This window comes from Bacillus sp. FSL K6-0268 (genome assembly GCF_038005425.1).
Lineage (GTDB): Bacteria > Bacillota > Bacilli > Bacillales > Bacillaceae_G > Bacillus_A > Bacillus_A thuringiensis_S.
This window is the reverse complement of record NZ_JBBOTF010000001.1, coordinates 5,640,186-5,654,203: the sequence shown is the minus strand read 5'-3', so window position 1 is coordinate 5,654,203 and position 14,018 is coordinate 5,640,186. Positions and strand designations below refer to the sequence as shown.

Genomic DNA, 14,018 nt, shown 5'->3' with positions numbered 1-14,018 from the left:
AGTTGTTATTAATTTATGAATAAACGTGGATATACAGAATAAAAAAGAACAAATTCATACGAAAAAACGCAGTCCTATAAGGACTACGTTCTTCAGCTAACCTATACTGTTTTTTTTACAGCACTCATACTTCCAATAACATAAGCGATAAACGCAAAACAAATTGGGAAGACAACTGTATGTATACCGAACGGATTTGGATAGAAAAGATGAATACACATATATGAACCTACTCCAACGAAAATGGAAGCAAGCGCTCCTGTAGCATTTCCTTTCCTCCAATATAACCCTAATACGATTGGCCAAATGAATGCTGCTTCTAATCCACCGAAAGAAAATAAATTTAGCCATATTAAAAAATCTGGTGGTTTAATCGCCGCTGCATAAACGAGTAGTCCTACAATACCAGTAATCCACAAACTTCCTTTTTTTATCGTACTGTCTGCTGCATCTTTCTTTATGTAATTTACGTATATATCTTTAATAATTGACGAGCTTACAAGTAATAATAAAGAGTTTACTGTAGACATAATCGCTGCCATTGGTGCGGCTAAGAAAACTCCAGCTAACCACGGTGGCAACACTTCCATCGCAAGTAGCGGCATTACTTTATCTGGTACCGTTATACCTGGAAGTACTACTCTTGCAAATACACCTGTTAAATGCATACCGATCATAATTGTACCAACGACAACTGTTCCAATTATTAAAGCTTGGTGCATAGCTTTTGAATTTTTATAAGACATGGCACGCACGCTAATTTGCGGTAAACCTACAACGCCAATTCCAATTAAAATCCAAAATGATGTAACATATGATTTCGTTAAACTGCCATCTGCTCCGAATGGTGTAATTAAATTTGGATTAATTTGAACAAGTTCCTGCATAATCTTTTCAATTCCACCACCAGCAATGACAGTAGCAATTAAAATGATTGTCGTTCCAACTAACATAATGATTCCTAATAATGTATCTGATAGCGCGACTGCACGAAATCCACCAATTAATACGTACACAAGTACAGAAAAAGTAAATAAAAATAGTGCTGTTGTATACGATAGACCCGTTAGTGACTCAATTAATCGTCCACCGCCGACCCACTGGGCTACTGTCGCCGAAAATAAAAAGATAATAATACATAACGCAGAGAGTATAACAACTGCTTTATTATTGTATCTCCCTTTTAAATAATCGATAAGAGTAATTGCTTCCATCTTCCTAGCGATAATTGCAAACTTTTTACCGATAACCGTTAAAACGATATACCCTGTTACAACTTGAATCGCAGATAACAGTACCCATCCAAGCCCCATATTGTAAGCAATACCAGGGCCACCAATAAAGCTACTTGCACTACCGTACGTAGCAATCATTGTCATCGCTAATAATAAACCGCCTAGCTCACGCCCACCTAGAAAATATTCTTGTAAAAATTTATTATGAGCAGTTGCTTGCACGCGTCTTGAAGCATATACACCAATTAAAAATACAACGATAAACGAAATTATCATTGGAATGATTACATACCAATTCATCTATTATTCCTCACTTTTTTCTTCCTCATCGAGTGAAATATCTTGAAATACAAAACGAACAACTAAACTAAGTAAAATAACCATAACGATAAATCCAACGATACAGCTATAAAAAAACCATGTGGGAAAACCGAATACATATGTATATTCACTCGGATTTTTACTACCAAGCCCATAAGCGAATCCGTACCATATTATAAAATTAATAATAGCAAGTCCAAGACCAATTAACGCTTCTCTATGGGCTATTCGAAAGCGTGGATCATCATGATAATCTTTCATTTTTCCCCCTCCTCTCACGATGTATTATTGTACCATTGTTCTTCTAGTTTTTCCTACTAGAAAGCAAAAACAAGCAGGATTTTTTACAATCATATAGAAGGTTCTGTTACATTACATATTTTTTACAATTGTAACACAAATGAAATTTGAATTTTCAGTATTTATTAATTATGATTTTAATTAGAGGCTTTCCATCTAGTTTCCACATCCTTGATTTCGGAATAAGCGCCGTCTCGTACTGCGTTTACATTATATTTTCAAGGGGGTTATACAATGAGTCAACTAGCTGTAAATCTTCATGAAAAGGTAGAAAATTTTCTTCAAGGTACAAAAAAGTTATATGTGAATGGATCTTTCATTGAAAGCGCTTCCGGAAAAACATTTAAAACACCTAACCCAGCAACTGGTGAAACACTTGCCGTCGTTTCTGAAGCTGGTCGTGAAGATATTCATAAAGCTGTAGTCGCAGCTCGTATGGCTTTTGACGAAGGTCCTTGGTCTCGTATGAGCACTGCTGAGCGAAGCCGTCTCATGTACAAGTTAGCTGATTTAATGGAAGAACATAAAGAAGAGCTTGCACAGCTCGAAACATTAGATAACGGAAAGCCAATCCGTGAAACAATGGCAGCAGACATACCACTTGCAATTGAGCATATGCGCTATTACGCTGGCTGGGCTACGAAAATCGTTGGTCAAACAATTCCTGTTTCCGGTGATTACTTTAACTATACACGCCATGAAGCTGTTGGTGTCGTTAGTCAAATTATCCCTTGGAACTTCCCGCTTCTTATGGCAATGTGGAAAATGGGAGCAGCGCTTGCTACAGGATGTACAATCGTTTTAAAACCTGCAGAACAAACTCCACTATCTGCTCTATACTTAGCTGAATTAATTGAAGAAGCTGGATTCCCGAAAGGTGTTATTAATATCGTACCTGGATTCGGTGAATCAGCTGGACAAGCTCTCGTTAATCATCCACTCGTTGATAAAATTGCATTTACCGGTTCTACTCCTGTCGGTAAACAAATTATGCGACAAGCATCCGAATCATTAAAACGCGTTACACTTGAGTTAGGCGGTAAATCACCAAATATCATCTTGCCAGATGCTGATTTATCTCGCGCGATTCCTGGTGCACTTTCTGGTGTTATGTTTAACCAAGGACAAGTATGCTCTGCTGGATCACGCTTATTTGTTCCGAAGAAAATGTATGATAATGTCATGGCTGATCTCGTCCTTTATTCTAAAAAATTAAATCAAGGCGCTGGTCTAAGTCCAGAAACTACAATCGGTCCTCTCGTTTCCGAAGAACAACAAAAACGTGTAATGGGCTTCATTGAAAAAGGGATTGAAGAAGGCGCTGAAGTACTTTGCGGAGGAAATAATCCATTCGATCAAGGCTACTTCGTTTCTCCTACAGTATTCGCTGACGTAAATGACGAAATGACGATCGCAAAAGAAGAAATTTTCGGTCCAGTTATTTCTGCAATACCGTTTAACGATATTGATGAAGTAATTGAACGTGCGAATAAATCTCAATTTGGCTTAGCTGCTGGTGTATGGACAGAAAATGTTAAAACTGCACACTATGTTGCAAGTAAAGTACGTGCAGGTACAGTATGGGTAAACTGTTATAACGTCTTTGATGCAGCATCTCCATTTGGAGGATTTAAACAATCTGGTCTCGGCCGTGAAATGGGATCTTACGCATTAAATAACTATACAGAAGTGAAGAGCGTTTGGCTTAACTTAAATTAATGAGAAAGAACCTGACTTACCTGGTCAGGTTCTTTTCATTATGTATTCCTTTAAACTTGCAGTCCTCCGCTCACATTTAATACTTCACCTGTAATATAAGATGCGTATTCTGATGCTAAAAAGGCTGCTGCGTTCGCAATATCTTCTGGCGTTCCAATTCTACCAACTGGAATAGCGCCCACCATCTTTTCTTTCACTTTATCTGGTATCGTTTTTGTCATATCTGTATCCATAAACCCCGGACAAATCGCATTACAAGTAATACCGAAACTTCCAACTTCTTTCGCTGCTGTTTTTGTTAATCCTACAACTCCTGCCTTTGTAGCCGCATAATTTGCTTGACCTATGTTTCCTTCTCTACTAATTGAAGATATGTTAATAATGCGTCCATACCCTTGTTGTCTCATGTAAAGAAGCGCTGGTTGCATACAATAAAAAACTCCAGTTAAGTTCACTTGTAATACTTGTTCCCAAGCAGACTTCTCCATTTTATGTAACATTGCGTCTCTTGTAATCCCAGCATTATTCACCAAAATATGTAATGTACCAAATTTTTGAACCGCATATTCAATTAACGACTTTGCTTCATTTTGATTACTCACATCACATCGATATGAGCACACTTCATATCCTCCATCTGATAACTCACGTGTCGTCTTTTGTAGATTCTCTTCATTTACATCGCTAATTAATACTTTCGCCCCTAGTTTTGCATAAACCCTTGCAATCTCTTTTCCAATTCCCTGTGCAGCTCCTGTTACAACAGCTGTTTTCCCATTTAAAAACTCCATTCCTATCCCCCATTTCTATTACTTATACTGTATATTTCGGCTTTTTGCTTTCCAATTCCTCTTTGTATAAAAAAGTCTATTTGTGTCAAACTAACTTTGCAACGTCGCATAAACGCAAGGAGATTGTGTCGAATGAACAAAAAGAATTTCAAACAAAGCAACTGATGGCATTGATGTTGAGTTCTCTCGCGAACTCGCTGACCACAATGACTTAGAAGCAAACGCACGTGCAAATGCCGCTGATGCACGTCAAAAACCCCAGTCAACCGAAAAATAAGGTACATCACAACCTTATTCTTTTCAAAAGGGACCTACTACCCAACAAAATAAACCGAGAGACATCTCTCGGTTTATTTTCTATATTTTTTTGTATAATGAGCCAAAGTAAGCAACGGATATATATGAGCATAACTATGATAACGAATATAAAACCCACCTGGTAAACCTGTTCCAGTAGGATATTTTTCATTTACATAAGGGTTGGAGAGCAAATATGAAATACCTTTTCGAATGATTGGTGTTTCTTTTTCATAGTAAGAAATGAGAGCATCTAACGCCCATGCCGTTTGTGATGGTGTACTAAACGGCAAAGTAACAAATCTTTTTTCCACACTACTTTGGCAAGATTCTCCCCAGCCACCATCTTCATGCTGTATATGTTCAAGCCATAAAGCTGCTCGTTTTAATGATGGATCGCTAGATGGTATTCCTAGTGACCGTAAACCAGTCAACACTGCCCATGTACCATATATATAACAAATTCCCCATTTCCCATACCATGATCCATTTTCCTCTTGTACATTCATTAACCAATTTATCGCACTTTGTTTTTGTTTCTCGGGCAATTCATTTTGCGCATATGTCCCAAAAAACTCTAGCACTCTTCCTGTAATATCTGGTGTAGAAGGATCTGTAATCATATCACTTGCATTTTCGATTGGTAAATTTGCTAATATACGGCTCGTTACCCCTTTTTCAAAAGCTCCCCAACCACCATCATTATTTTGCAATCCTTTAACCCAATTAACCGCTCTCTTCCAAGCATTATCTACATTTTCGTCCCCTCTACTTCGCGCCAGTGCTCTTAACACAGCAGTTGTATCATCAATATCTGGAATCATCGTATTCACATCCGAAAAGCCCCAACCACCTGGGAATAGATTCGGTGCATGTACACTCCAATCTACTTTCTTCGTTTGCTGTTTTCTTAGTAAATACGCTGATGCATTTTGAATCACTTTACTTGCTTTCGGAACTTGAGCTTCTTGCAAAGCATAACTGAGTAAAGCTGTATCCCATACAGTTGACGGAGAGTTTTGCAAATGGCTCCCTCTCTCCATCTTCCATATATAAGATGCGATTCCCGTTATAGCCTTCTGAATAATTGGCGATTGAATAGAATGCCCTAATGCAAGTAAAGCATAAATCATATAAAACGAGGCAGTTGCGTAACTATATAATGTTCCATTTTCATCAATACGCTCTTTCATAAAACGTTCTACTTCCTCATATCCTTTATGATGCAAAGAAAGTGGATACGTTATAATTTTCTTCACCTCACTTAATAACGTTTGAAAAACTGGAGACCGATCCTCCCGAAACCATTCTCCGCCCCCGCCTGCAATGTGATTTAAATTTGGCAATAACTTTTTCCCTACTCGAAATCGTTTATTTAAACACAACATCATCGGAATTAAATGGATACGTGCTGAGCTACTCAATTCAAATATACTGAGGGGGGAATCGTTCTGCAGAAACATTATTGGTGTTGGCAAATGAAAGAGAGAAGGATATTCATATTCTCCATGAATCGCTAATAAAAACTTCGTCATAAAATGAGCACGCGCCACCCCCCCCGCGCTCATTTATAAACATTTCCGCTCGCTTCATATTCGCATCTTCTTTTGTATATTTTTCCGATGCAAGTAAGGCAGCATAAGATTGAATTGTAGCAGATAAATTACCACCCACTTCATCTTCATACAATTTCCATGTTCCTTCATTTGTTTGGAGTGATGCTAATCTTTTTACAAACGGTTCTATCTCTTTATCTCTACCTAATAATTTTAATAAAAAAATCATATGACAATCTGTTAGTGGCGCTCCTTCAAAACAAAACCGCCACGTACCATCTTGCCGTTGCATCGTTTGAAGTGCAGTTGTTCTTCTCGCTATTTCTTCATACACTTTTTCATATAATAACAAGTTACTCACCCACCCTTTCGAAATCCGTATAACGATATTCAAAAAGGTAGCTGAATATGTATGAAAACAAAGAAAAGCAGAACATATAAAATGTTCTGCTCATAAACAATATCCTACTCCGACAATAATCCCTAATAAAGCACCGACTACTACTTCATACGGTGTATGCCCAACAAGTTCATTTAACTTCTTATATTCTGTTTCTCTACCGTGAAAAAAGTCATTCAATATTTTTGCTTGTTTACTTACTGCAAGCCTTACTCCTGAAGCATCATACATTACAATAATGGCAAAAATAGCAGCAACCGCAAACATCGAGCTTTCCACACCTTCCACAACTCCAACTCCTGTAGCAAGCGCTGTAACTGTTGAAGCATGAGAACTTGGCATCCCACCTGAAGCAAAAAACTTTGCAAAATCAAATTCACCCGTTTTAACTAATTTAAAGACTACTTTCGTTAATTGTGCTAAAAACCATGAAATTACAGCTGCCATAAGCGGATCATTATGTAAAATTGTTTCCATGTTCTCAGCTCCTTACTGACTATAATGGAAATTCTATATAATATAAGTATAAAGAAAAATGCGTAGAAAATACTACGCATTATGATACTTTTGCTGATTTATTTTTTATAAATTTCGGTTGTTTCTGCACTAAAAACTTTGTTTTCGCTACCGAGAATACAAATAAAGCAACCCATATACAGAAAAATGCAATCATATGTGTAGATGTGAAATGTTCACCAAATACAAATACACCTAAAATTAAGCTAATTGTTGGCGCAATATATTGTAAAAATCCCACCATATAAAGCGGAATAAGTTGTGCTCCTTTTGCAAAATAAAATAGTGGTAATGCTGTTACAATACCTGCTCCTATTAAAAGTAACGTTGATAACATTGAAATAGATCCAAATGAGCCGAAACCATGTGCTCCTGTCATAACAAGATAAATGATCGCAAACGGCGTCACTAACATGGTTTCCATCGTAAGTCCAATTGTAGCATCATAGTTTAATAGTTTTTTCGTTAATCCGTATAATCCAAATGAAAAGGCAAGTGAAAGAGAAACCCACGGAATAGATCCGAAACGTACTGTTAAAATGACAACCCCTACTCCTGCTAAACCAACTGCAACATATTGCCAAAAGTTTAACTTTTCCTTTAAAACGACTGTACCAAGTAAAATACTAATAAGCGGATTAATATAATAGCCAAGACTCGCTTCAATAACATGATTATGATTAACGGCCCATATGTAAACAAACCAGTTTCCGCTAATCAAGACTGAAGCTATTGTTAATGACATTAATAATTTAGGTCGTTTAAAAAGATTCACAAATTCCCCAATAAACTGGCGAAACCTCTTCGTAACACCTAATACAAGTAACATAAAAACAAATGCCCAAACGATGCGGTGCGCTAATATTTCATCTGCTGGAACTTCCTCAACCCATTTCCAATAAATCGGTAGAATTCCCCACATCGTGTAAGCACCAGCCGCATATAGTATCCCTTTTTTTTGCTCTGCTGATTGACTCCCATGCCCATCAACTTAAGAGAACAAATAAAATGAAGTTCCCTTCAAAATAGCTACCAATTGTTCATCATATTGATTATTTCTAAAAGCACGCACACTAAATAAACTCTACCGAGTTTTATTTTTAAAACTATGCAGCTTTCTTTTGTTCCCTAGCTATACTATACTCATAATGAACACCCATGATATCAAAGACCGTTTTCTTCTCATATCGATGAGATTTCCGTCCGTTTTGTTGTAGAAGGTGGAACAGACGAATTAGAAGCTTTGTTATCTCTTGGGTGTTTTTCTGTATGGCTTGATAGAGGAGAAATAGGTGATCTTGAATCATTCCTATCGCTTTATATTCACTTAATTCTATTTGTTTCTTCTGTAACAAAAGTTGGCGCATTTTAAATATAGTAGAAGAACATAAAAAAATAGCAATTAGTTTTCCATATAAGTGGCACTCTATTCTTTCTCGTTTGACAGTGCGACAATGATCTATATCAAACAATGATTTCCACGTTTTAAAAACAATTTCTATCTGCCAGCGTAATGTATACAATTCATGTACTTGTTCCATCGGAACCCATTCCCAAGGTGCATTTGTCACATATACATTTAATCCTGCTACTAATTTACTTTTCTCTGAATAGGTTCTATGTTTCAACTTTTCTTTTTCTGCAATTTTTTTCAAGCGTTTTTGTAATTGTGCTGCTGTTAAACGATGAAAAACGAGACGTGAAAATAACTGCTGTTTATCTCCAATATAAGCTTGCTGGTATTCTATTGTTTCACCTGGTTGGAGTTGATTCAAAATTTGCATGACATTGATTTGTATGTATTCTGATTGCTTTTTAATGGTACCATTTTTAAAGTACTCCGGACTTGGATTTTTTACATATACGTTCGTATTTAACTTTAACCTCGAAATATAATATGTCCCCCGTTGATCCATTTGGTCTAAATCTTCTAATGAGAAATACCCTAAATCACGAATACATAAATCGCCTGGTCGTAACGTATCTAAACATTCTGTTCCGAATGTTTTATCATTATTTTTTCCAGGTCCCACTTGAAAATTGAGAAATTGGCCACTATGTAAGTCATATTCTAATTGAATTTTGATCCCAGCTGTTTGCGCACAACCACCTGAACCAGGATATATATGTTCCAAAGTATTAGGTACCTGAAACATAGTGGCATCCATGATGCGAATACGTTTAAAATGAGTATAAAGTTGGCTAGAAATGTGCGTTTGCTCGCAGACTTTTTGTTGTAACAACAAAGAAAAGATATGTTTTAAAAATAACACTGATTTTTCATTAAATCGTTTATTTAAGCCCTCCGGACTAAGTACAGTACCTGTAACTGCGTGAAGCCTACTACATAATCGTACTAAAGGATCACTGGCCACCCTTTGGCTAATCCAAATACAAATGGTAGCTAAATCTGCCCCCGAAAATTTGCGCTTTCTCTTTACAAATTTCATCTCTCTTGCGAGTTCTTCCAAAAAATCAGGTGTGATATAGCGCTGTAATTCTTCTGCAAATGGTTGTAACTCCTCTTGAATCGAGAGATTCATAAAAAAACGTCACCCTTCCTTATAGTTTATTAAGAAAGAATAACGTTTTTTTTGTACTTGGGGGTAGTAAAAAGGCTTAAGTTGATGGGCATGTGATTGACTCCCCATCTTCCTTTTTCTCCTCTTCTCATTTTTTCTCCATTATACGGTCTCACATGCTCACTTTACCAATAATCAATCTGCATTTCTTTCGACATTTCTCATACAACGAATAATAAACATACCGTTATTACAACAAGTAACGGTATGCCGAAAACAAATTTCTTTTTATGAGTTTTATGATGAAACATATACATGCCGATCCAAGCTCCAACTGCTCCTCCAGCTGCCGCCGATAAAAACAACGTACTTTCTGGCGTTCTCCACTGTTTCTTCTTTGCTTTTCGTTTATCAAGCCCCATAAGGCTAAAAGCTATAACGTTAATAATAAGAAAATAAATCCATTTCATCGCTTTCTCTCCTTATGAAAAATTCGATTAATAGTAACACGAAAAAACGACGGAAACAACTGAAGAACTCTTTTTATCCAACTAGTTTCATTCCTTTTTCTTAATTAATTGCCTTCATATTTATATAACCAACTAAAATCGCAATTAAAGCATTTAAATAGAACAACGTTATGAGCAGAATCTTATATTTCATTACATTTACCCACTACCATATCATCAAAAAAATTGCTCTCAATCACTTTCTCATCAAAATGAAGAACTACAATTAGCCCTACATATAAAGAAACAAAATTTAGAAACCATTCCCCATTCTCATCTTTCTTAGCTAAGCATTTAAATATCTCTTGAAATTGCATACGCTCGTCTGCAGCAACAACCGGACGCACACCAAAATATTTCAATACGAGATTCAGCTTCAGCTGCACGGATAATGATAAAATATATTTTAATAACTCCGTATACTCTGCACAATCTTTTTGACTATACAACTTCACAAGCTTTTGATGTAAAGTAGAAATCGATAATTCTTCGTCAGTCACTTTAGTTGCTTCTACCATTTCAATCATCTTTTTCATATTCATTACATTCACCCCATGCCCATCAACTTAAGCATTTTTACTACCCCCAAATACAAAAAAACGTTATTCTTTCTTAATAGACTATAAGGAAGGGTGACGTTTTTTTATGAATCGCTCGATTCAAGAGGAGTTACAGCCATTTGCAGAAGAATTACAGCGCTATATCACACCTGATTTTTTGGAAAAACTCGCAAGAGAGATGAAATTTGTAAAGAGAAAACGCAAATTTTCAGGATCAGATTTAGCTACTATTTGTGTTTGGATTAGCCAAAGAGTGGCCAGTGATCCTTTAGTCCGATTATGTAGTAGGCTTCACGCAGTTACAGGTACTGTACTTAGCCCCGAGGGCTTAAATAAACGCTTTAATGAAAAATCAGTGTTATTTTTAAAGCATATTTTCTCTTTGTTGTTACAACAAAAAATCTGTGAGCAAACTCATATTTCTAATCATCTTTATAATTATTTTAAACGTATTCGTATCATGGATGCCACCATGTTTCAAGTGCCTAATACTTTAGAACATATCTATCCTGGTTCAGGTGGTTGTGCGCAAACAGCTGGGATTAAAATTCAATTAGAATATGATTTACATAGTGGACAATTTCTGAATTTCCAAGTGGGGCCTGGAAAAAATAATGATAAAACATTCGGAACGGAATGTTTAGATACGTTACGACCAGGAGATTTATGTATTCGTGATTTAGGGTATTTTTCATTAGAGGACTTAGATCAAATGGATCAACGTGGGACCTATTATATTTCTCGATTAAAGTTAAATACGAATGTATATGTAAAAAATCCAAACCCAGAATACTTTAAAAATGGGGACATCAAAAAACAAACAGAATATATGAAAGTCAATTTAGAAATGATGGTGGGACGCTTGTTACCTGGTGAAACTTATGAAGTAGGTAATGTTTATGTTGGAGATCAAAAAGTTTTGTTTGCCCGATTGGTCCTGTATCGTCTAACAGAACAGCAATTACGAGAACGACAGAAAAAACAAATAGAAAGTGAAAAGAAAAAAGGAAAACCGTATTCACAAAAAAGCAAAATATTATCTGGGCTAAATGTATATGTAACCAACACTCCGTGGGAGTGGGTTTCGATGAAGCAAGTCCATGAACTCTACTCCTTACGTTGGCAGATTGAAATTGTTTTTAAAACGTGGAAATCATTATTTGATATTGATCATTGTCGCACTGTCAAACGAGAACGAATAGAGTGCCATTTATATGGGAAACTGATTGCTATTTTCTTATGTTCTTCTACGATGTTTAAAATGCGTCAACTGTTGTTACAGAAGAAGCAAAAGGAATTAAGTGAATATAAAGCGATTGGAATGATTCAAGATCATCTATTTCTTCTCTATCAAGCTATACAGAAAGACACCCAAGAGATAACAAAGCTTTTAATCCGCCTGTTCCACCTTCTAGAGAAAAACGGGCGGAAATCTCATCGATACGAGAAGAAAACCGTCTTTGATATCATGGGTGTTATCTATGAGTATAGTGGATGTTGCAAGCAAAAGAAAGTTGCATAAGAAAAAAATGAAACCCGTTAGGGGTTATTTGGCGTGCTGAAATTTAATAACTGGCTCCCTTGTGGGGAAAGTTTAAGTTCAAATGAACAAAAGTTAATATTGTGTCTATCCTTAAGTTGATGGGCATGTACATTCACCCCTTCTGAAAAAATTCTAAAGCCAAAGAGTACTTAATTCAAAATGTACAATAATTGTGCGTTTCTCGTCTCTCGTTCTTCCTCACTGACTAAATCATACTTTTTTAGGAGGTGAAAAACATCATTTAATAATTTCTGTGAATGAATACCTTGCAAAAAACTCTTTAACTCTTTAAAGATCCCTTCAGATAAAAAACTCTTTTGACTTTCAAGCTTATTCATCACATCTTCAATAGAATGATCAATGTTACATGCCATATTAAACTTCCCCCTCTATCCTCTATAAATAATATCCTCAGCTAACGATGTAAACACTTCTCCTACAAGAGAGTCTTCATCATATACAGATGAACCGTTATTTTCTTCTCGTTTTGCAAAAGGCACTTGCGCAATCACTTCTGTGTGCAATTGTTCTGCAAGCATTTCGCCGCCACCTTTTCCGAAGAGATAGTTTTTCGATCCATCTTGCTCTTCATAATAAGCCATATTTTCTACAATCCCTAAAATCTCGTGTTTCGTATGCTTTGCCATAACTCCTACTCTAGATGCTACGAACGAAGCTACATTGTGTGGTGTTGTAACGATAATTTCTTGCGCCTGCGGGATCATTGCTGCAACATCAATAGCAACATCTCCTGTACCAGGTGGTAAATCAAGAAGTAAATAATCTAATTCTCCCCAGTGCGTATTCGCAAGGAAATTTTGAATCCATTTATTTAACATCGGTCCGCGCCACATAACCGGGTTATTTCCTTCCGTAAAAAATCCCATCGACATAATTTTAACACCGTGACTAACGACCGGAATTGCTGTTTGATCAATCATCGTTGGTTTCTTATTCGTTTCCATCATAGCTGGAATACTAAAACCATATATGTCTGCATCTAATATCCCCACTTTTTTGCCCATACGAGCTAGTGCAGTTGCAAGATTAATTGTCACCGTTGATTTTCCAACTCCACCTTTTCCACTCGTTACAGTAATAAACCCTACTCCTGAATCAAGGCGAAGCATGCTCGGCATACCAGTTTCTGTTCTACTATTTTTCTTTAACTTCTCTGTTAAAGCTGCACGTTCTTCTTGTGTCATAGAACCAAATGTTACATCCACTTTAGAGGCACCAATTGCGTGAAGTGATTCTTCAATATCTTGTTGAATTTTTGCTTTTAACGGACAACCTTGTATTGTTAGTACTACTTCAAGTTTAACCTCTGTTCCGTTCATTTGTATATTTCTAACCATATTTAATTCTACAACACTTTTGTGTAACTCTGGATCCTCTACATGTTTTAATGCATTTATTATTTGTTCTTGAGTAAGCATAGAACTCATCCCTTCTCTTATTCTAATTTATATACAACATCTTCTCGGCGCTTCATCTGTTGAAAAAGCTTATTACCCTCCGCTAACGGGCGGGATTAATGCGACTATATCTCCTACTTTTATCATCTCTTCATTCGTTACAAACTCTTCATTAATTGCAACCATTACTGTATCCAAGGATTGCAAATGATAACTATCTTTCAACCATTCTTTTAATTGCCCAACAGTCATTTCTTGTTTTTCTGAAATTATTAATTGATCCAATCCGACTTCCTCACGCAAATTTGCAAACAATAAAATTGTAATCATT

13 protein-coding genes and 2 pseudogenes are annotated in these 14,018 nt (G+C 36.3%); 3 read left to right on the top strand and 12 right to left on the bottom strand.

The window, feature by feature from the left end:
• Positions 1 to 101: 101 nt before the first annotated feature.
• Together panF and MHI28_RS29495 are read right to left on the bottom strand one after the other, a co-directional pair.
• The gene (panF, locus tag MHI28_RS29500) at positions 102 to 1,535 is read right to left on the bottom strand and encodes a sodium/pantothenate symporter (protein WP_001104822.1); all 1,434 of its coding nucleotides are present in this window, start codon (positions 1,533 to 1,535) and stop codon (positions 102 to 104) included.
• A 3-nt stretch (positions 1,536 to 1,538) separates the two neighbouring features.
• Complete coding sequence (locus MHI28_RS29495) at positions 1,539 to 1,817, bottom strand: YhdT family protein (protein WP_000656243.1); 279 nt, start codon at positions 1,815 to 1,817, stop codon at positions 1,539 to 1,541.
• A gap of 273 nt (positions 1,818 to 2,090) precedes the next feature.
• Here MHI28_RS29495 and dhaS point away from each other — a divergent pair, with 273 nt between their 5' ends.
• Positions 2,091 to 3,575 carry an aldehyde dehydrogenase DhaS gene (gene dhaS, locus MHI28_RS29490; RefSeq protein WP_340828415.1) on the top strand — a complete coding sequence of 495 codons (1,485 nt, stop codon included), beginning with the start codon at positions 2,091 to 2,093 and terminating at the stop codon, positions 3,573 to 3,575.
• A gap of 50 nt (positions 3,576 to 3,625) precedes the next feature.
• Here dhaS and fabG read toward each other — a convergent pair whose 3' ends face one another.
• The gene (fabG, locus tag MHI28_RS29485; protein WP_000395041.1) at positions 3,626 to 4,366 is read right to left on the bottom strand and encodes a 3-oxoacyl-ACP reductase FabG; all 741 of its coding nucleotides are present in this window, start codon (positions 4,364 to 4,366) and stop codon (positions 3,626 to 3,628) included.
• A 132-nt stretch (positions 4,367 to 4,498) separates the two neighbouring features.
• On the opposite strand from fabG, the pseudogene MHI28_RS29480 reads away from it, so the two are divergent.
• Positions 4,499 to 4,643: pseudogene (locus MHI28_RS29480) on the top strand (YfhD family protein).
• Between the two features lie 73 nt (positions 4,644 to 4,716).
• Here the strand turns inward: MHI28_RS29480 and MHI28_RS29475 are convergent.
• The 6 genes and pseudogenes from MHI28_RS29475 to MHI28_RS29450 form a co-directional block, all read right to left on the bottom strand.
• A pseudogene (locus tag MHI28_RS29475) lies at positions 4,717 to 6,571 on the bottom strand (terpene cyclase/mutase family protein).
• 99 nt (positions 6,572 to 6,670) lie between these two features.
• Entirely contained in the window at positions 6,671 to 7,096 is a 426-nt protein-coding gene (locus MHI28_RS29470; RefSeq protein WP_000447819.1) for a divergent PAP2 family protein, read from the bottom strand.
• Between the two features lie 79 nt (positions 7,097 to 7,175).
• Positions 7,176 to 8,057 carry an EamA family transporter RarD gene (gene rarD / locus MHI28_RS29465; protein WP_086412244.1) on the bottom strand — a complete coding sequence of 294 codons (882 nt, stop codon included), beginning with the start codon at positions 8,055 to 8,057 and terminating at the stop codon, positions 7,176 to 7,178.
• 184 nt (positions 8,058 to 8,241) lie between these two features.
• On the bottom strand, positions 8,242 to 9,678 hold the full coding sequence (locus MHI28_RS29460; RefSeq protein WP_199665201.1) for an IS4 family transposase: 1,437 nt from the start codon (positions 9,676 to 9,678) through the stop codon (positions 8,242 to 8,244).
• A gap of 200 nt (positions 9,679 to 9,878) precedes the next feature.
• A complete protein-coding gene (locus tag MHI28_RS29455) occupies positions 9,879 to 10,127 on the bottom strand; it encodes a DUF1294 domain-containing protein (protein WP_000871349.1) in 249 nt (82 codons plus the stop codon).
• A 182-nt stretch (positions 10,128 to 10,309) separates the two neighbouring features.
• Positions 10,310 to 10,708: a hypothetical protein gene (locus MHI28_RS29450; RefSeq protein ID WP_001056282.1), complete on the bottom strand. Its 399-nt coding sequence runs from the start codon at positions 10,706 to 10,708 to the stop codon at positions 10,310 to 10,312.
• 103 nt (positions 10,709 to 10,811) lie between these two features.
• Between MHI28_RS29450 and MHI28_RS29445 the strand changes: the two genes are divergently transcribed.
• Positions 10,812 to 12,248, top strand: coding sequence for an IS4 family transposase (locus tag MHI28_RS29445; protein ID WP_340828013.1), 1,437 nt, complete (start codon positions 10,812 to 10,814; stop codon positions 12,246 to 12,248).
• Positions 12,249 to 12,418: 170 nt separating this feature from the next.
• Here MHI28_RS29445 and MHI28_RS29440 read toward each other — a convergent pair whose 3' ends face one another.
• The 3 genes from MHI28_RS29440 to moaD all read right to left on the bottom strand — a co-directional run bounded on the left by MHI28_RS29440 (position 12,419) and on the right by moaD (position 14,017).
• Positions 12,419 to 12,643, bottom strand: a complete 225-nt coding sequence (locus tag MHI28_RS29440; RefSeq protein ID WP_000752385.1) for a hypothetical protein — start codon at positions 12,641 to 12,643, stop codon at positions 12,419 to 12,421.
• 15 nt (positions 12,644 to 12,658) lie between these two features.
• Complete coding sequence (locus MHI28_RS29435) at positions 12,659 to 13,708, bottom strand: P-loop NTPase (RefSeq protein ID WP_000957494.1); 1,050 nt, start codon at positions 13,706 to 13,708, stop codon at positions 12,659 to 12,661.
• Between the two features lie 72 nt (positions 13,709 to 13,780).
• Positions 13,781 to 14,017, bottom strand: coding sequence for a molybdopterin converting factor subunit 1 (gene moaD, locus MHI28_RS29430; protein WP_000628473.1), 237 nt, complete (start codon positions 14,015 to 14,017; stop codon positions 13,781 to 13,783).
• Position 14,018: the final 1 nt, after the last annotated feature.